This window comes from Paradevosia shaoguanensis, from assembly GCF_016801025.1.
GTDB classification, from domain to species: Bacteria; Pseudomonadota; Alphaproteobacteria; order Rhizobiales; family Devosiaceae; genus Paradevosia; species Paradevosia shaoguanensis.
Map to the genome: position 1 here is coordinate 2,355,001 of NZ_CP068983.1, position 18,791 is coordinate 2,373,791.

At 61.0% G+C, this 18,791-nt stretch carries 15 protein-coding genes, 1 tRNA gene and 2 rRNA genes (1 of these 18 running past the window's edge); 9 read left to right on the forward strand and 9 right to left on the reverse strand.

Annotated features, from left to right (window positions below):
• The 6 genes from JNE37_RS11260 to JNE37_RS11285 form a co-directional block, all read left to right on the forward strand.
• Window positions 1–2,718, forward strand: a 23S ribosomal RNA gene (locus JNE37_RS11260) (it extends 10 nt beyond the left edge of the window).
• A gap of 84 nt (window positions 2,719–2,802) precedes the next feature.
• Window positions 2,803–2,918, forward strand: a 5S ribosomal RNA gene (gene rrf / locus JNE37_RS11265).
• Between the two features lie 146 nt (window positions 2,919–3,064).
• On the forward strand, window positions 3,065–4,756 hold the full coding sequence (fliK, locus tag JNE37_RS22785; RefSeq protein WP_203062802.1) for a flagellar hook-length control protein FliK: 1,692 nt from the start codon (window positions 3,065–3,067) through the stop codon (window positions 4,754–4,756).
• Window positions 4,753–5,022, forward strand: a complete 270-nt coding sequence (locus tag JNE37_RS11275) for an EscU/YscU/HrcU family type III secretion system export apparatus switch protein (RefSeq protein ID WP_035033575.1) — start codon at window positions 4,753–4,755, stop codon at window positions 5,020–5,022. The genes fliK and JNE37_RS11275 overlap by 4 nt, the downstream gene beginning before the upstream one ends.
• A 365-nt stretch (window positions 5,023–5,387) precedes the next feature.
• Window positions 5,388–6,407: an alpha/beta hydrolase gene (locus tag JNE37_RS11280; protein WP_246513208.1), complete on the forward strand. Its 1,020-nt coding sequence runs from the start codon at window positions 5,388–5,390 to the stop codon at window positions 6,405–6,407.
• Window positions 6,408–6,440: 33 nt separating this feature from the next.
• Complete coding sequence (locus tag JNE37_RS11285; protein ID WP_203062803.1) at window positions 6,441–7,046, forward strand: nucleotidyltransferase family protein; 606 nt, start codon at window positions 6,441–6,443, stop codon at window positions 7,044–7,046.
• A gap of 256 nt (window positions 7,047–7,302) precedes the next feature.
• Here JNE37_RS11285 and JNE37_RS11290 read toward each other — a convergent pair whose 3' ends face one another.
• Genes JNE37_RS11290 through JNE37_RS11300 form a run of 3 tightly spaced genes read right to left on the reverse strand, consistent with a single transcriptional unit; the run spans window position 7,303 to window position 8,483 of the window.
• Entirely contained in the window at window positions 7,303–7,716 is a 414-nt protein-coding gene (locus JNE37_RS11290) for a VOC family protein (protein WP_203062804.1), read from the reverse strand.
• A 4-nt stretch (window positions 7,717–7,720) separates the two neighbouring features.
• On the reverse strand, window positions 7,721–8,206 hold the full coding sequence (gene bfr / locus JNE37_RS11295) for a bacterioferritin (protein WP_035033613.1): 486 nt from the start codon (window positions 8,204–8,206) through the stop codon (window positions 7,721–7,723).
• Complete coding sequence (locus tag JNE37_RS11300; RefSeq protein WP_081840559.1) at window positions 8,172–8,483, reverse strand: (2Fe-2S)-binding protein; 312 nt, start codon at window positions 8,481–8,483, stop codon at window positions 8,172–8,174. The genes bfr and JNE37_RS11300 overlap by 35 nt, the downstream gene beginning before the upstream one ends.
• Window positions 8,484–8,680: 197 nt before the next feature.
• Between JNE37_RS11300 and JNE37_RS11305 the strand changes: the two genes are divergently transcribed.
• A complete protein-coding gene (locus JNE37_RS11305) occupies window positions 8,681–10,021 on the forward strand; it encodes a tetratricopeptide repeat protein (protein ID WP_203062805.1) in 1,341 nt (446 codons plus the stop codon).
• Between the two features lie 54 nt (window positions 10,022–10,075).
• Here the strand turns inward: JNE37_RS11305 and JNE37_RS11310 are convergent, their stop codons facing one another.
• The gene (locus tag JNE37_RS11310; RefSeq protein ID WP_203062806.1) at window positions 10,076–10,729 is read right to left on the reverse strand and encodes a DUF599 domain-containing protein; all 654 of its coding nucleotides are present in this window, start codon (window positions 10,727–10,729) and stop codon (window positions 10,076–10,078) included.
• 66 nt (window positions 10,730–10,795) lie between these two features.
• A complete protein-coding gene (locus JNE37_RS11315; RefSeq protein ID WP_203062807.1) occupies window positions 10,796–11,008 on the reverse strand; it encodes a hypothetical protein in 213 nt (70 codons plus the stop codon).
• A gap of 414 nt (window positions 11,009–11,422) precedes the next feature.
• Between JNE37_RS11315 and JNE37_RS11320 the strand changes: the two genes are divergently transcribed.
• Window positions 11,423–11,499, forward strand: a tRNA-Met gene (locus JNE37_RS11320).
• 129 nt (window positions 11,500–11,628) lie between these two features.
• Here JNE37_RS11320 and JNE37_RS11325 read toward each other — a convergent pair.
• From JNE37_RS11325 to JNE37_RS11340, 4 genes are all read right to left on the reverse strand, one after another.
• Window positions 11,629–12,894: an McrC family protein gene (locus JNE37_RS11325; RefSeq protein ID WP_203062808.1), complete on the reverse strand. Its 1,266-nt coding sequence runs from the start codon at window positions 12,892–12,894 to the stop codon at window positions 11,629–11,631.
• Complete coding sequence (locus JNE37_RS11330) at window positions 12,894–14,708, reverse strand: McrB family protein (RefSeq protein ID WP_203062809.1); 1,815 nt, start codon at window positions 14,706–14,708, stop codon at window positions 12,894–12,896. Before JNE37_RS11330 ends, JNE37_RS11325 begins: the two co-directional genes overlap by 1 nt.
• 310 nt (window positions 14,709–15,018) lie before the next feature.
• A complete protein-coding gene (locus JNE37_RS11335) occupies window positions 15,019–15,285 on the reverse strand; it encodes a conjugal transfer protein TraD (protein WP_203062810.1) in 267 nt (88 codons plus the stop codon).
• A gap of 1 nt (window position 15,286) precedes the next feature.
• The gene (locus JNE37_RS11340) at window positions 15,287–15,613 is read right to left on the reverse strand and encodes a conjugal transfer protein TraD (RefSeq protein WP_203066376.1); all 327 of its coding nucleotides are present in this window, start codon (window positions 15,611–15,613) and stop codon (window positions 15,287–15,289) included.
• A 171-nt stretch (window positions 15,614–15,784) separates the two neighbouring features.
• Here JNE37_RS11340 and traA point away from each other — a divergent pair, with 171 nt between their 5' ends.
• Window positions 15,785–18,754 (forward strand): Ti-type conjugative transfer relaxase TraA, encoded by a 2,970-nt coding sequence (gene traA, locus JNE37_RS11345; protein ID WP_203066375.1) that lies wholly within the window; start codon window positions 15,785–15,787, stop codon window positions 18,752–18,754.
• Window positions 18,755–18,791: the final 37 nt, after the last annotated feature.

Sequence of the window (18,791 nt, forward strand, 5' to 3'; positions counted from 1 at the left end):
CTTAAGTGCATTCAGTGGATGCCTTGGCGCATGCAGGCGATGAAGGACGTAATACGCTGCGATAAGCCTCGGGGAGTTGCGAATAAACTTTGATCCGAGGATTTCCGAATGGGGAAACCCGACCATTTAGGTCACCCGAAAGGGAGCTAACCCAGGGAACTGAAACATCTAAGTACCTGGAGGAAAGGACATCAACCGAGACTCCGTTAGTAGTGGCGAGCGAACGCGGACCAGGCCAGTGGCCAGGAAGTAAGAACGGGAAGGCGTTGGAAACCGCCGCCATAGTGGGTGATAGCCCCGTACCGGTAGAAAGCTTCTTGGTCCTCGAGTAAGGCGGGACACGTGAAATCCTGTCTGAACATGGGTAGACCACTATCCAAGCCTAAGTACTCGCATGCGACCGATAGCGAACAAGTACCGTGAGGGAAAGGTGAAAAGCACCCCGACGAGGGGAGTGAAATAGTTCCTGAAACTGGATGCATACAAACAGTCGGAGCTCAAGGTTCGTCCTGAGTGACGGCGTACCTCTTGTATAATGGGTCATCGACTTAGTCTAACTAGCAAGCTTAAGCCGTTAGGTGTAGGCGCAGCGAAAGCGAGTCTGAATAGGGCGTGAAGTTAGTTGGATTAGACCCGAACCCGAGTGATCTAGGTATGAGCAGGTTGAAGGTAAGGTAACACTTACTGGAGGACCGAACCCACGTAAGTTGAAAATTACGGGGATGACTTGTTCCTAGGGGTGAAAGGCCAATCAAACTCGGAAATAGCTGGTTCTCCGCGAAAGATATTTAGGTATCGCCTCGAGCGAATACTCCAGGGGGTAGAGCACTGGATGGGCTAGGGGGTCTCACCGACTTACCAAACCTAACCAAACTCCGAATACCTGGAAGTACTACTCGGGAGACAGACGGTGGGTGCTAACGTCCATCGTCAAGAGGGAAACAACCCTGACCTGCAGCTAAGGTCCCCAAGTCATGGTTAAGTGGGAAAGCATGTGGGAATGCTTAGACAACCAGGAGGTTGGCTTAGAAGCAGCCATCCTTTAAAGATAGCGTAACAGCTCACTGGTCAAGCGTTCCTGCGGCGAAGATGTAACGGGTCTTAAACCATGCACCGAAGCTCAGGGTTTACACTTATGTGTAAGCGGTAGCGGAGCGTTCCGTAAGCCTGCGAAGGGATACCTGTGAGGGGTCCTGGAGGTATCGGAAGTGCGAATGATGACATGAGTAGCGATAAAGAGTGTGAGAGACACTCTCGCCGAAAGTCAAGGGTTCCTGCGCAATGCTAATCAGCGCAGGGTTAGCCGGCCCCTAAGTCGAGGCGGAAACGCGTAGACGATGGGAACCACGTTAATATTCGTGGGCCTGGTGGTAGTGACGGATCGCGCGGGTCTGTAATCCCTTATCGGATTGGGATTGCAGTGAGCCGGTTCCAGGAAATAGCTCCACCAACATAGACCGTACCCGAAACCGACACAGGTGGACTGGTAGAGCATACCAAGGCGCTTGAGAGAACTATGCTGAAGGAACTCGGCAAATTGCACGCGTAACTTCGGGATAAGCGTGACCTTTATCTGGGCAACCAGGTAGAGGTGTCACAAAAGAGGGGTAGCGACTGTTTATCAAAAACACAGGGCTCTGCGAAGTTGCAAAACGACGTATAGGGTCTGACGCCTGCCCGGTGCCGGAAGGTTAAATGGAGGGGTGCAAGCTCTGAAATGAAGCCCCGGTAAACGGCGGCCGTAACTATAACGGTCCTAAGGTAGCGAAATTCCTTGTCGGGTAAGTTCCGACCTGCACGAATGGCGTAACGACTTCCCCACTGTCTCCAGCATAGACTCAGCGAAATTGAATTCCCGTGAAGATGCGGGGTTCCTGCGGTCAGACGGAAAGACCCCATGAACCTTTACTATAGCTTTACGCTGGCATTCGTGTCGGCATGTGCAGGATAGGTGGTAGGCTTTGAAGCAGTGACGCCAGTCATTGTGGAGCCGCAAGATGAGATACCACCCTTATCGTCATGAATGTCTAACCGCGGCATTTACAGTGTCCGGGACCGCGTATGGTGGGTAGTTTGACTGGGGCGGTCGCCTCCCAAAGAGTAACGGAGGCGCGCGATGGTAGGCTCAGAACGGTCGGAAATCGTTCGACGAGTGCAATGGCATAAGCCTGCCTGACTGCGAGACTGACAAGTCGAGCAGAGACGAAAGTCGGTCATAGTGATCCGGTGGTCCCGTGTGGAAGGGCCATCGCTCAACGAATAAAAGGTACTCTGGGGATAACAGGCTGATAATGCCCAAGCGTCCATAGCGACGGCATTGTTTGGCACCTCGATGTCGGCTCATCACATCCTGGGGCTGGAGCAGGTCCCAAGGGTATGGCTGTTCGCCATTTAAAGTGGTACGTGAGCTGGGTTCAGAACGTCGTGAGACAGTTCGGTCCCTATCTGCCGTGGGTGTTGGAATATTGAGAGGAGCTGTCCCTAGTACGAGAGGACCGGGATGGACGCACCTCTGGTGGACCTGTTGTGGCGCCAGCCGCATTGCAGGGTAGCTATGTGCGGACGGGATAACTGCTGAATGCATCTAAGCAGGAAGCCTCCCTCAAAACGAGTATTCCCTATCAGAGCCGTGGAAGACCACCACGTTGATAGGCCGGGTGTGGAAGCGCAGCAATGTGTGAAGCTTACCGGTACTAATAGCTCGATCGGCTTGATCGTTCTCATTAATCAATGCCCGTAACGCAAACCGCGTTACACAAATCAAAATCATAACCAGACTTCACTTTAGGTGTTTTTCGCCGATCTGGTGGCCATTGCGCAGTGCCCAGAACCCGATCCCATCCCGAACTCGACCGTTAAACACTGCAGCGCCAATGGTACTAAGTCTCAAGGCTTGGGAGAGTAGGTCGCCGCCAGGTCTGCCAAAAACACCTAAATCTCAAAACGATAATCGATACACAAAAGCCCTCAGCTAAAACTGAGGGCTTTTGTCGTTTCTGGGCCTTCGTTCCCCGGGCGATTACGGTTACCCAAGATTTAACCCGGATCGGCGAGAGTGCCGGTCATGTCGATCGCCGCACAACTTCCCATGCCGAACCTGCCGTCAGCCGCGCTTCTGCGCGGCGGCGACGGCTTGCGTCTCGCGACCGGGGAGAGTGTCGCGGCGCGTTCGCTTGGGCAGAATTCGGCGGGGCAGACGCTCCTGGCCGTGGGACGGCAGATCGTGGCACTCGAATTGCCGCAGCGGCCGCCCGCGGGGACCGCGTTGACGATCACATTGCAGGCGGACGGGAAGCTCGCAATAGCGCAGGAACAGCAGCCGGGGCAGACTGTGCCGCTGCCGGCGGCGATGAAGGCGGAGCTGCGGGCGCTGCTTCTCGCCAATGCCGGCAAGGTCATGAGTGGCCAGGTCGTCGGCAGCAATTCCGATGGCAGCAGCAAGATCATGATCGGCAAGCTGGCGCTCGATCTGCTGCTGCCGGAGGCGCGGCCGCTCGGGTCTGTGCTGCGGCTGGCGGTCGAGTCGTCCGGGAACGGGCTGCGATTGCTGCCGGGCGGCGTGGCGCAGCAGCCGGCGACCTTGGCGCTTGCCGTTGCCGTGGCGCCGGCCTCGCAGCCGGCGCTCGAGCGGTTGTCGCTGCGGCCGGGGCAGGTGGTGCAGGCGCAGGTGTTGGCAAACCTCGCTTCCGGTGAAACCGAAATTCTTGTCGAGGGGCAGAAACTTACCGTGACCTTGCCGCAAAGCGTCAAGGTAGGGGAGCGGCTGGATCTCCGGGCGGAGAACAGCAGCGGGACGACGCGATTGACGCTGGTGTCGCTGCCGGTGGGACAGGGCACGGTCCGGGCGCTGCCTTCGCCGTTGCAGGCTCTGCTTGCGGCGGTGTCGGAGGCAGCGATGGCGGAGCAGGATAGCCTGGTCCCGGCACTTGCCAGCCTCAATCGGCTTCTGCCGCGGTTGCACGAATTGCCGTCGCCGGTGGCGCGGGCCGCAGTCAATCTGCTTTCGGCACAGGTGGCGCTCGATGAGGGGCTTTCAGGGGAAGAATTGAAGCAGGCCATCCTGCGGTCCGGGGTATTCGTGCCGAACCCGGGAAGTGCGGGAACGGATATCAAGTCGGCGCTGCTGCAATTGCGCTCGGCCTTGTTGCTGTGGCTGGCGCCGGACCAGGGCGCGGCTGGCAGCAACAGGCGGACGATGCCGCCGCAGCGCGGCGGGCAGCCGCGGTCGCAGGGCATGAGCCTGCCTGCGTTGGAAGATGCGGGTGACCTGCGGGCCCTGGCAAAGAGTCTTCTGGGTGAGGCGGGAGCGGCGCTGCATCGGCTGCGGCTCCTCCAGCTCAATGCCCTACCCGATGCGCAACCGGGGGCACCGGCGGAGAAGCCGGGGCAGGTGATGGTGGAAGTGCCGCTGCGGCTGGGGCAGGAATTGTGCATGGCGCAATTCGTGGTCGGCGGCGACGGGCAGGCGGCGACGGCGGAGCCGGAAGCCAAGCGCAGCTGGCAATTGCGGTTCTCGGTCAATTTCGCAGCGACCGGAGAGGTCGGGGCGCAGATCGTGCTCTGGGGGCGCAAGCTCAATGTTTCGCTCTGGGCGGAGCGCGGGGCTACTGCCGAAGTGCTGGAAAGCATGTTGCCGGACATGGAGGCGGCGCTCGCCGGCAAGGGGCTCGAAGCGGTGACGCTGCGCTGCAAGAGCGGCGTGCCGCGGACGGCTGCGCCGGTGCGGGCCGGCCAATATGTGGATGCGACCGGATGAATGGGGAAAGCGGACGGCGCATCGCCGTCGCCATGGAATACGAGGAGGGATCCCGGGAGGCGCCGCGCGTCACGGCCAAGGGGTTCGGGCTCATGGCCGAGCGAATCGTGGCGCTGGCCGAGGAGAACGACGTGGCGATCGAGGCCAATCCGCTGCTGGCGCAGGCATTGGCCGAAGTGGAACTGGACCAGAACATTCCGCTCGAGCTCTTCGAGGCGGCGGCGGAGGTGATCGGCTTCGTGCTGCGGGCGCGTCACCGGCTCTAGGGTTCGTACTCAATAAGTCCCGGGGCGCCCAGAGCGCTTATTTCTCCATCGGACAGATTCCAAGCTATCCGTCTGCCGCGCCACAACCACTGCACTTCCCCGGCCGCAGAGCCGGGCCCACGGATTGCTCCACTCGAGTGGAGGGTGGCAATGGGCCCCGGATCAAGTCCGGGGAAGTCCGGTGGGTGGGGGGGCCATCGCAACCTTATCTACCGGTGCAATTGAGTACGGACCCCAGGCGCGGCCACGAGGTGTGGCGTCTTTGCTTCAACTATCCGTCATTGCGGGTGGTGCAGGGCCTAAAGCCACAAATTGTTCAGCTTCTCCTGAGAAGACGTTCACCAACGCTTCCCTTCTGGTCTGCCATGCCCGCCGCCCTGCGCTCGTTCCTTGTTTTCATCGTAACGCTTGGTTTCGCTGCCGCCTTTTCAGGCGGGGCGCAGGCGCTCAGCCTCATGGACCCGTTCAACGTGCCGGCGGCCATGGATGGCGGCACGGCCAAGGTGGGCGACGGTATTCCGTTTGCCGACGGGGCGCGGTTCAAGCTCGATGTCTATGCGCCCGAGCAGCGGGGCGAGCCGGCGCCGGTGGTGTTCTTCATCTATGGCGGCGGCTGGAAGAATGGGGCGCGCGAGGATTACCAGTTCGTCGGGCGTGCGCTGGCATCGCGCGGCTTTATCGTGGTGATCCCGGATTACCGGCTCTACCCTGAAGTGCAGTTCCCCGATTTCCTCTATGACAACGCCTCGGCGATGCGCTGGGTGCAGGACAATATCAAGAAGTATGGCGGCGACCCCAAGCGCGTGTTCATGGCCGGGCACTCGGCCGGCGCCTATAACGCGGTGATGCTGGCGCTCGACCCGACCTATTTCAGGGAATACGGGGTGACGCTGCCGATCCGGGGCGTGGCGGCTTTGTCCGGGCCCTATAATTTCTACCCGTTCGAATATGACGAGGTGCGCAACACGTTCGGGCAGGCGCCGGTGCCCGAGGGGACGCAGCCGGTCAACCTGGTGACGGCGGACGCTCCGCCCATGCTGCTGACGAGCGGGACGACGGACCCGATCGTGCGGGTGCAGAATACGGAGGACCTGGCGGCGCGGCTGCGCTCGCAGGGCGTGTGGGTGACGACCAAGTATTACGATGGGTTCGGGCATATGGAGCCGGTGATCGCCATCGGGGCGATGTGGCGTTGGCGCATGCCCATCCTCGATGACATGGTCGACTTCTTTACCCAGTTCGGGGCCTTCCCCAGCGGGGTGCCGCGTGTGGCGGTGACGCTGGCGCCGCCCGAAGGCGTGCTGCCGAGCGGGGAGCCGATGGAGCCCATGCATGCCATCGTCGACCAGCTCGACAAGCAGTTCAGTCCGATCAGCAGGCAGTAGTTCATCGGCCGGGGAATCGCCTAAGCTCGGCTCATGAGCGAGCATCTGCGACTGGCGGGAACGGGTTTTGCGGCACAGCGACAAGCGCTGGAGGCGATCATTCGGGCCGAGCCATCGTTGATGGCGGTGCTGGACGGCATGCGCGAAATGGAGCTGCCCGATGGCTGGGTGGTTTCGGGCGCGATCTACAACAATGTGTGGAACGCGCTGACGGGCCGGCCGATGATGACCGGCGTCAAGGATATCGATCTCTTCTATTTCGATGCGTCCGACCTCAGCTATGAGGCGGAAGACCGGGTGATCCGGGAGGGCGCGCGGCGGTTCGCGGGGATGGCGGTGCCGGTCGAGATCCGCAACCAGGCGCGGGTGCACCTCTGGTACGAGACGCATTTCGGGCGGCCCTATACGCCGCTGACGTCATCTTGCGAGGCCATCGACCGGTTCGCGTGCCTGACCCATGCGGTCGGGGCGCGGCTCAGCGCGGACGATGCGCTCGAGATCTATGCACCCTACGGGCTGGACGACATGTTCTCGTTCCGGCTGGTGCCCAACCGGAAACTCGACAATCGGGAAACGCACGAGACCAAGGGCGCTCGCGCGGTGACGATCTGGCCGGAAGTTACCGTCGTGCCCTGGTAGGCGGGTGGCCTAGGTCCGTACTCAATTGCACCGGTAGGTGAGGTTGCGATGGCCGCCCCACCCACCAGGCTTCCCCGGACTTTGATCCGGGGCCCATTGCCACCCTCCACTCGAGTGGAGATATCCGTGGCCCCGGCTCTGCGGCCGGGGAAGTTCAGTGGTTGTGGCGCGCGGCAGACGGACAGCGCTTCCGTTGGAATCTGTCGGAGGGCGAGATAAGCGCTCTGGGGGCGCCGGGACTTATCGAGTACGGACCCTAGAGGATCGGCTCGATGACGATCGAGGGCGCCGAGCGGTCGGCGGGGCCGTGATAGACGGCTTCGATATTGTTGCCGTCGGGGTCGAGGACGAAGGCGCCGTAATAGCCGGGATGGTAGTGGCGCTCGCCGGGCTTGCCGTTGTCGGTGCCGCCTGCGGCGATCGCCGCGGCGTAGAAGGCGTCGACCGTGGCGCGGTCCCTGGCCTGGAAGGCCAGGTGAACATGGGTCGGCGGCGCGTCGTCGCCGGCCACGCTCACGAACAGCTCATCGAGCTGGAACCAGCCATCCCCGGTATTGGCAATGGCGATGCCGAGGGGCTGCAAGGCACCGGCGTAAAAGGCCTTGGTCTTTTCCAGATCCCTGGCCCGCAGGTGCACGTGGTCGATCAGCCGTCCGAAATGGAGCTGCATTGCCTTACTCGGCTTCGTTGGCGGGGCCGGCATTGAGCTGGCCGTAGCGCTCGACGCCGATGGTGTTGAGCAGCTGGAGCTGGGTTTCGAGGAAATCGATGTGGCCTTCCTCGTCCTTGAGGAGCTCGTCGAACAGCTCCTTGGAGACATAGTCGCCCAGGTCCGCGCAGAGCTCGCGCGACTTCTTGTAGGCGGTGCGGGCGTCGTATTCGCCGGCAAGGTCAGCCTCGAGGACTTCCTTGATGTTCTGGCCGATGCGGAGCGGAGCTACACGCTGCAGGTTCGGATGGCCTTCGAGGAAAATGATGCGCTCGATCAGGCGATCGGCGTGGTGCATCTCTTCGATGGATTCGGCGCGCTCCTTGGCGGCGAGCTTCTGAAAGCCCCAATCGCTGAGCAGCCGGTAGTGCACCCAGTACTGGTTTACCGCACCCAGTTCGAGAAAAAGCGCCTCGTTAAGCCGCTCGATGACCTGTGCTTCGCCCTTCACGCCGACCTCCAATACGTTTTTGCCGGAGTCGGGATAGACGCGCCTTCACGTCCACCAGATCGACCGAACTCCGGTCTAGCAGGAGGTGATACTCTTCCGTCACGCGGGCGATAATGTCCACTACATTCGGAAAACAACCGGCGCAGCGACCACGTTTTTCCATGGCGCGGTAGACCTTTGCCGGGACCACGAGCTGCCAGGGATCCTCCTTGAGGAACGACAGGACGATCTCTTCGATCTCCTTGTCCGAGATCACGTTGCACTGGCAGACGAGCATGGGGAAAAAGGGCAGTCCGGTTCTTTGCAGGCGGGGGGATAGAATGCCTAATAAACCTGACTGTCAATATCAGATAATGCCGAAAATCGCCGCTTCCGCGCGATGTGATCGGGGGGCGTCGGCCGGCGCGACTTGCCGCATCCGTTCGCATCCGGGTACAAGACGGAAGGGGCAGCCAAAGCAGGAGACTGTTGCATATGGGATCGATTCTGAAGCCTGAGCGCGGGTTGGCTTGGGGAGGCGCGGTTGCCGGCGCGGTGCTGGGCCTGATGGCCCCGGCCGTTACCGCAACGCCGGCCCTGGCGGCCGCGTTCGACGATTGCGCGGCGGAGGCCGCCAGCCAGTGGGAAGCGGGTTTCGAGACCATCGGCAAGGATCTCTCCGGTATCGACACCAAGGCGGCGATCGCAGCCTGCCAGAAGGCGCTCAAGGCCGATGACAGCTCGACGCAGGTCAAGACCTGGCTGGGCCGGGCCTATTATGCCGACAGCCAGGACAGCAAGGCGGTACCGCTGCTCGAGGAAGCGGCCAAGGACGGCAACCTCCTGGCGCTCGCGACCTTCGGCGACATGCTGGTGATGGGCACGGGCATCGACAAGGACATGGAGCGGGGCGCGGGCCTGTTGCAGGAAGCGGCCGACCAGGGCTTTGCCCCGGCGCAGAACAGCCTCGGGCTGTCCTACGATTACGGCGACGGCGTCGACCAGGATTACTATCAGGCGCAGCGCTGGTATCGCGCCGCGGCCGAGCAGGGATTGCCGCGGGCCGAATCCAATCTGGGCCTGATGTACCAGGAAGGGCTGGGGCTCGAACGCGACTATATCGCGGCGGCGGCGTGGTTCGCGCGGGCGGCCGACCATGGCGATGCTTCGGGCCAGGTCAATCTGGGCAAGCTCTACCAGGATGGCCTCGGGGTCGAGATCGACAATGAACGGGCTGCCGAGCTCTATGAGAAGGCGGCCGACCAGGGCGACATGTATGGCCTCAATAATCTCGGTTTCCTCAAGGAGAACGGGTTGGGGGTCGACGAGGACCTGGAGGGGGCAGCCGAGCTCTACGAGAAGGCGGCGGACCAGGATTTTGCTCTGGCCCAGCACAATCTCGCGCTGCTCTACGAGGATGGTCGTGGGGTCGAGCAGGACTACGACAAGGCCATGGAGCTTTACGAAAAGGCGGCCAATGGCGGCGAGTTGCGGGCAGCGGTCAATCTCGGGCTGCTTTACCTCAACGGCACCGGCACCGATGTCGATTATGCCAAGGCGCTGCAATGGACGCAGATGGCGGCCGATGGCGGCCAGCCGATCGGGCAGAACAATATGGGCCATATCTACGAGAACGGCCTGGGCGTAAAGGCCGACAAGGACGAGGCGCTGCACTGGTACCAGCTATCGGCCGACCAGGGGTATGAGCTGGGTATCGACAACCTGACGCGGTTGCAGAATGCGGGCGAGGATGCCGCCACGACCGATGATGGCGTCGAAACGCCGACGACCACTTCCGCTCCCAAGACCAAGAGCAAGGACAAGATCAGTAACTGATCGGGGCGACACGTCTTTGCCCGAAGGGCCGCCGGCTCAGCCGGCGGCCCTTTTTCATGGCGTTGAGATGGAATCGATGAGCTGGCGCGAGGTGGAGAAGAACTCGCGATAGACGAGCACGCCGATGATGACGATCGTGGTGGCGACGGCCAGCCAGGGGGAGGCGAACCAGGCGAGGCTGGCCATGGCGAAGTAATAGGCGCGGATGCCCTGGTTGAAATTGCGCGCGCCGATGGTGTTGAGCGTGGCGATGACCGAGATTTCCTGCGGGGTGGCGGTGCCATCGTGACGCACGGCGCCGAGCATGATGCAGAAATGGTTGAAATTGCGCAGCGAGAGCGTGAAGGCGAGGAAGGCCACGACGAAAATCGCCAGCACCGCCATCAGGTGGATTTCGAGATCGAACTGGGTGAGCAGCGGCTGGAGGTGCTCGGTCGCCGAGCGCAGGGCGGAAAGCTGGCCGAAGACGGCGAAGAGCGCCAGGATCAGCAGCACGGTGGTCGAGGCGAAGAACGAGACCGAGCTCATCAGGTTGCCCGAGAGGATCGCATCCATCGGCGTCTCGCGGATGACGGCATTGGCCACCCAGCGATGGCGCTGGCGGCTCATGAGCGCGGAAAGCGTCGGACGGCGCGCTTCGAGGCGATCGACGATGAAGGGATAGAGCAGGAAGCAGACGAGCGGCAGAAGGCTCGCGACAATGGTCATGGTGGCCACCGGGACGAAGAAGGCTGCTTCCTTTCTAGCGTCCCGCGACGGCGATGGCGATTGGCTTCAGAAATAGGGCGGCATCACCATGCGCACGAAGCGCGGACGCTCGCTTTCCTCGGGCGCGAAGCCATCGCCGAGGCTCAGCATTGCCAGGTCGCGTTCGAGGCGCGTGGGGCGCTCCGAGTCGGTCGCGGGTGGCTCGCCGAAATAGGCGCGCTGGCCGTTGCCTGCCGGCTCGCGGCGTGGCGGTTCGAGAATGCCGAGATGATGGATCATGGTGCGTCTCCCGAATGAAGGGCCCCGCCGACTGAGAGGAAGACCGGTCGGCGAGGCAATTTGGCGTTGTGGGGAAAGGGAGGGAAAAACCCCGGCGCCAATTAAGGTCAGTATCGATTACTCTAGTAATTCAGTCGAGAAATGATCGCCCAATGTCGGAGCACGCACGGAAACGGGTTTTTGCGAGAGCGGGGAAGCGCGCAAAGGGCGTGGACAGCGGCGTCGGAGTTTTCCCCAGGGGCGAAAGTGGCGGAAACGCCCGGTCTGCCGCAAGCTGCTGGGGCGCGACGAGATTTGGGTTCAAAAAACTGTCACGGCACCCGACTTTGCGCTTGTGGTCGGCGCCGACCTTGCCTATATACCCCCTGCGCTTGCGGCGATGGCCGCAGACAAACAGCGCAATCCAGTGATTGGCGCGGGGTGGAGCAGCCCGGTAGCTCGTCAGGCTCATAACCTGAAGGTCGCAGGTTCAAATCCTGCCCCCGCAACCACTTCTGTCATAAATCACTCGAAATCGAAGTGTAACAACAGCTTACACCTAGATCGGCGAACTTCCCAAAGCCCCGGACGCGAAAGCGCCGGGGCTTTTTACGTTTTATAGGGACGCGCGGGCGGCTGGCTTACCCGCTCGCGGCGATTGGTTCTAGGACCGTCGAATTAATCAAACGCCGAGCTATGTCTTCCCAGTCATGCTTTCGTATCGACTTCCGCAGATCGACGCGCCAAATCTCCACTTGTCGCTCTGTGGCAGTGTAGCGCCAGATAACGGGGGACCGATCCCACTCCGTTGCCGGATACAGAAGTATGACGCGGCTTGCACCATACACTGCCCCATAAGAAGCAAGCTGATAGAGATCGGCTTGGCTGACAACTGGGTCTGACCCTATGTGATCACCGAGGTCTTTCCACTTGGTATCGACGATCAGCGGTCCGTCGTCAGTTTCGATCACTATATCGGGGATTAGGGGATAGGCTCCGTGCTGCAACAATGCGTGCTTCCGGCGCTGCACCGATACCGATCCCGCAGGCAGAACCTTTTGTAGCCAGCGCGCAACATAGCGCTCGAACAGCAGGTTCATGGGAAATAGGAGAGCTAACCCAGTAATGCTTCCGGATGTCGTATTTTGCCACTCCGCCTCCAACAACATTCGAGCTAGAGCATGAGCGTCACGGAAACGTTCATTCATCCGGTTCCAGACGATCCGCTCCTTCAACGGATCGCGGCTTTGTGGGATTTCCGCGAACCGCTCTGATAGGCTGGCAATTCGCCTACGAAGCGGCTCTGTACGCACGAAGGAGTTGATGCGGAACAGACACGTCTTGAAAAGGCGGTTCAGAGGCGTGTTCTCGGAGAACTCATCAAAGCGACAATGCAGCCGGGAAGGATCTATCGCACGACGCTGTATCTGCTGCCGCAAATCGAGACTGCCGCGCAACTTCGGCAATACATCTTCTTCCGGGACATAGGCGCGGGTGAGACCCGCCTGCACCTGCTGCGTGAGGCGCGTAACGAACAGATTGATGAACACGTCGAGCAGATCGTTGTTCTGCGTCCCTAGTCCAGCAATTTGCCCTTCCGAGAGTGGAACGTCAAACGCCAAGGCTAGCATTCGGACCAGAGTTGCGCGTAACGCGCCATCTTCGTCCTTCAGCTTGGGAAGGATTTCGAGAGAAATCCCCGGAGTTGCGATGATCCCGCAGACTTGCCGCGTCTCCAGACGACGAAAGCCTCGCGCTAATACGCCGTTCTCAGGAACGCCCAGCCGTCTGGCCGCAGAGATGGCAGCGAGATGGAGTTGTTCGGCCTGCATCTCGGTCATGCCACCGGAGCCGATAGGCAAGGAAGACCATTCTTGCACCGTGTAGTGGTGGTCGCCAGATGGCATCAGGATTGACCAAGAAGCGTGATATAGGATTCTTCCGGGTACGCGCTTTCTTCGCGATAAATATCTGAATAGCGATACCTATCTTCAGCATAGCCCTCTACCCCATTGGGCACAGGAAGCTGCGACCGCGACAAGAAACCATCGCCGCCTCCCAGAACAATGCGAACCCGTTCGAGGTCGTCATGAAAATATTCACGCAGAAGCGGGATAACCTTGAACGCCATTATCCGGTCAAGATCGGACTTCGTCCTTACCCCCATGAACCATGCATGACCGATCTGGGCGTCCTCTCCTAGAAAATAAACCAGTCGCTGGTTTATACATTCCAAGATGGTAGCCAAATTGAGCGCACTGTCATCGAGTTCGATATCCACCAGCCTCGACGTATCCGGAGGTAATTCCTCGAAGACGAACCGTCGCCTCAATGCGGTGTCCAGCAGTGAGATTGAGCGATCAGCCGTGTTCATTGTGCCGAGGATGTAAAGGTTTCGGGGGAGGGAAAACGCTGATTTGGAATAGGGCAGCGTAACCGTGATCGCCGCCGGTGCCCCGCGTCTCTTATCATCCTCCAGAAGCGTGATGAGTTCTCCCAACACCTTCGATATGTTGGCGCGGTTGATCTCATCGATAATGAGGACGTGATTTCCCTGTTGTTTTGATGCACGATCCGCCATCACCTTCAGAATGCCAGCTTCCGGCTCCAGCGTGAAACCTGCACCTGAAGCCATCGGGCGTGGCCGCAATCCCTCGACAAAATCCTCGTAGGTAAAGCTCTGGTGGAAGGTGACGAAGCCGATGCGCTCGTCCTTGACCAGTTGGTCGTATGCTTGGCGGACTGCCGCCGGTTCATCAGGAGCCTGCCCCAAGCAAATCTCAACAGCGCGTTTCGCAGTGCTGAAGGTCTTTCCTGTCCCCGGCGGGCCGTAAAAAATCGTATTTAGTTCATAATCAGAGCGGGCTGGAGCGATTTCATCCACGTCCGCCTCCTGCACTGGGGCGGGCTTTTTCTCCTTCGGCCTTTGCCACAGTGCTTTGAAATCGCCCTCGTAAAAATCAACGCGGGAGCCATGCTTGGCCTCCAACTCTTTCCGCAGCTTGAGAAGCGCGGTATCGAGTTCAGCGATACTCATGGCTCTCACGTCGGAAGGCGAAGCCGCTTCAAAGCCCGTCAGGATATCCCGCTTGTGCTGTCCCGAACTGATCCTCTCAAAACTTTCAGGGAATAGTAAGAATGGAAGGATGTGGCGCAACTGCCGATTGTCACCATTCACCTGCCCGTGGAACCACTCAGCGAAAGTCGCGCTATCAGCCAATACTTGACGGCGCTCTTCCTGCGACTTCGCTTTCAAAGCCTGCATCGCGGTAATCAGCAGGACGAGTTCGCGCCACTTGTTGTTGTTGTATCCCTGACCGGCACGCCCGACGCCGTGAAGGACGGGGTCGGTTAGTGCTACGACCTCCCGTGGCAGTTCCTCGCCGGACCAAGACCAGACTTCGCGGACCTTCAGATTCTTGGTGGGTGGAGAAACATCACCACGCGAAAACGCGTAGAGCAGCCAAATCAGTTCGGCCATCAGGCAGTGACCGTCGGCTGTAGCATCCTTCAGCTGGGTCTTCAGTTTCTCGAAGAACTTGCCTTCGCCCTCATCGAGGTTCTGAACATAGGTCCGCTGCAGTTCTGCGAAATTTTCGGCAGTCCAAAGTTGTCGACCAGGTGACAGGAGAGAACCGTCACCGATCAGGCAGTCACTACGAAGACGGTCCATCGCATCATAGAGCGGCGAAAGATCCCCAACTGGATTGTATCGGGCCACAAGAACTCCTTAGCCATAGAGTAACCGTCATCACGCGATATGGAAGCCGGTTCACGAACAGAAATATCTGCACTCTATATCAGCGACACCGTCAACAAAGCATATAAGAGAACATCACGACGATGGCGCGTTCCATATCGGCAACAGTTGCAAGGTACTCGACGCAAAGCCGCGCGCAGCCTACGGCCCCAGATCGAGGTTTCGCCACTCAGACGCTCTTATTTGTCCGCCATACCACACTTGCGCGGCGTTGCCGCGCGATGGCGGGCGGCGCTGCGATATGTGAGGTCTCCGCGCCGCCCGCCATCGGTCACGCCCGATCCTGCGGCGGTTGAGCTCTGTCATGAACGCCTGCCGGACGTTCCGCCTTGAACGCCTCTTTTCCCTTTCCGGCCCATAGTTCTCGCGCCCGTTCACCGTCCTCGCTGTTGAGCTTGTCCGCCATCCAGAGCAGTGCGCCGTAGATGGTGGCGCGGTCATCGCCGGTCAGGTCCGCAATGCCAGCCTTAATGACGAGGCCGCCGAGTTCGATCAGATGCCGCGTGCGTTTGCGCCGCTCGACCTGCCATGTGCGCATGTCATGCCGCGCCCGCGCCGCCTGATGCCGGTTGCGCGCCGCCCGGTTGCGTTTGAGCAACGCCAGTGTCGCGGTCAGGCGCTGATGCAGATCGCCGCGACCGGCCCTGAAAGAACGCCGCACCGCGCTTGGCCCATGCACCCCTCTTGTCCGTATCTTTGGTTTCGGCCAATGCGACCAACGCACCGGCCAGTTCGTCAGCGGTGAGGCCATCGGCCCCGGTGGCGATGACCAACTCGCCGAGTTGCTGCACCTTGCGCGTTTTCAGTTCCCGCGCCTTGTCTTCAAGCTCCTTCAGTTCTGCGTCATAGTCCCTTGGTTTGCGCATCATCGCCTCCATAAGCTGTTGATGCAGCGATGATAGTTGCGCAGACGGCGGAACGCAGTAATGTTGCCGGGACGGTGTGGCACGGCCCGGTCCATCCCGAGATTTTTTCGAGGGAGGGCGCGCTTATACGTCGTTCCGACGTGCGCTTGGTCGTGGCAATGCTTGATCGCGATGGCGATCTATCATCTTCACGTCAAGGTCATTGGCCGCAAGGCCGGGTCGAGTGCGGTGGCGTCCGCCGCCTACCGTTCGGCTTCGCGGATGCGCGACGAGCGCATCGACCGCGTGCAGGATTTTTCCAACAAGCGCGGCGTCGTCCATTCCGAGGTCATGCTGCCGGATGGTGCGCCCGAGCATCTTAGCGACCGCGAACGGCTTTGGAACGATGTCGAGGCGTTCGAGGTCAGGAAGGACGCGCAGCTTGCCCGCGAGGTGGAGTTCGCCATTCCCCGCGAGATGACGCAGGCACAAGGCATCGAGCTTGCCCGCGACTTCGCCCAAACCGAATTTGTCGATCAGGGCATGATCGCCGACCTCAATGTGCATTGGGACATCGGCGAGGACGGGATGCCGAAGCCCCATGCCCATGTCATGCTCACCATGCGCTCGGTGGACGAGGACGGGTTCGGCGCGAAGATGCGCGACTGGAACCGCACGGAGATGGTCGAGCGGTGGCGCGAACGCTGGGCAAGCCATGTCAACGAGCGGCTGGCCGAACTCGACATTGACGCCCGCATCGACCATCGCAGTCTTGAGGCGCAGGGCATCGGGCTTGAGCCGCAAAGCCAGATCGGCGCGCCCGCGCAGCGGATCGAGGGTGAAGGTCTGGACGCCGCCGACCGCGCGGACATTCACCGCGAGATCGCCCGCAACAATGGCGCGCGCATCATCGCCGATCCATCGGTGGCGCTGGATGCGATCACGCAGCAGCAATCGACCTTCACGCGCCGCGACATGGCGATGTTCGCCCACCGCTACAGCGACGGCGTGGACCAGTTCAACGAGGTTATGGGCGCGATGCGTGGCTCGCCCGATCTGGTCGAGCTTGGGCAGGACGGACGCGGCGATGATCGGTTCACCACCCGCGACATGATCGAGGCCGAACAGCGGTTGCACCGTGCGGCGGAACTCATGGCCGAGAAGGAACGCCATGACGTGAACGACGCCGACAGAGAGGCAGCACTTGCTCGTGCCAAACAGCGCGGTCTTGTCCTGTCCGGCGAGCAGGCCGACGCGCTTGCGCATGTCACGGACGGACGCGATCTTGGCATCGTCGTCGGCTATGCCGGGACGGGAAAGAGCGCCATGCTCGGCGTGGCGCGGGAAGCATGGGAAGCGGCGGGATATGAGGTTCGCGGCGTGGCGCTTTCCGGTATCGCCGCCGAGAATCTGGAAAGCGGATCGGGCATCGCGTCCCGCACCATCGCCAGCATGGAACACGGCTGGAAGAATGGTCGCGACATGCTCACCAGCCGCGATGTGCTTGTCATAGACGAGGCGGGCATGGTCGGCACGCGGCAGTTGGAGCGGGTTCTGTCCCATGCCGCCGAGGCTGGCGCAAAGGTGGTGCTGGTCGGCGATCCGCAGCAACTGCAATCCATTGAGGCGGGCGCGGCCTTCCGCTCGATCCACGAGCGTCACGGCGGCGTCGAAATCCATGAAGTGCGCCGCCAGCATGAGGACTGGCAGCGTGACGCTACGCGCGATCTGGCGACCGGCAGGACGGGTCATGCGATCCATGCCTATGACGCGCACGATATGGTGCATGAGGCACAAACGCGCGAACAGGCCCGTGACGATCTGATCGACCGCTGGGACCGCGACCGGCAGGCGGCACCGGACGCGAGCCGCATCATCCTCACCCACACCAATGCCGAGGTGCGAGAGTTGAACGAAGCCGCCCGCGACCGGATGCGGGAAGCTGGCGATCTTGGCGAGGACGTGCGCGTCAGGGTAGAGCGCGGCGACCGCAGCTTCGCCGCCGGGGATCGCGTCATGTTCCTGCAAAACGAACGCGGGCTTGGCGTGAAGAATGGAACGCTCGGGACCATTGAGGAAGTCAGCCAGCAATCCATGTCGGTTCGCGCCGATGACGGGCGGCGCATCTCGTTTGATCTGAAAGACTACGAACGTATCGACCACGGCTATGCCGCGACTATCCACAAGGCGCAGGGCATGACCGTGGACCGGACGCATGTGCTGGCAACGCCCGGCATGGACGCCCACGGCAGCTATGTCGCCCTGTCCCGCCACCGCGACGGCATGGACCTGCACTATGGCCGCGACGATTTCGCCAGTCAGGAAAGGCTGGTGAATACCCTGTCGCGGGATCGAGCCAAGGACATGGCATCCGACTACGAGCCCGCGCAGAGCTATGCCGAGCGGCGCGGTATTGCTTCCCATGCCCGTGATGCTGCCATTGAACAGATACGTGTGCCGAGCAATGCCGTTGATCGGATCGACGACATTATCTTCGGCGTGCGCGAACTTCGTGACGGCGCAGAAGGGCCGGAAAGAGAGGCGACCGGCAGGGGGATAAGGCAGGAGATCGAGGCGGCTGCGCAGGACGCCGGAATAGACTCGGAAGATGCCTTGCGCCATGCCCGCAGAATGGCGCTCATTCGTCACGCCCATGCCGTTGGCCAGGTCTTCAACGCCGAGGATGCCGGGGGCAAGGCAAGCCCGGCGCAATGGGAAGAACTGGTCGATTCCCGCAGGGCATTCGATGAGGTGCGCCCCTTTGGCTGGCAGGACGGGGAAGCGGCCTATGCCAAGGATGAGAGCCTTGCCCATGAGGCGGGATCGGGCAAGGTCAATCGCGCCATCCGCGCCCTCCAGCTCGAAACCGAGATTCGCACCAGCCCGGAGCGCCGTGCGGATCGTTTCGTGGAACGGTTCCGGGAGCTTCAACAGACAGGCGAGCGCCAGTATGCGGCGGGCAACTATTCCGGCCACAGGTCAGCGCGCGCGGAGATGGGCAACATGGCGATGAGTCTGGAACGCGACCCGCAACTGGAATCCCTGCTCGAAGGCCGCAAGAAGCAACTCGGCATCAGCATGGATTTCGACTCAGGGATGAGGCTTGGCCGGCAACTCGCCCTCAGTCACGGCCTTGGCAGGGGCCGAGGCATCGGGCTTTAGTGCGCGTCGGGAGCCGCGTGGCTTGAGGCTGATGGGG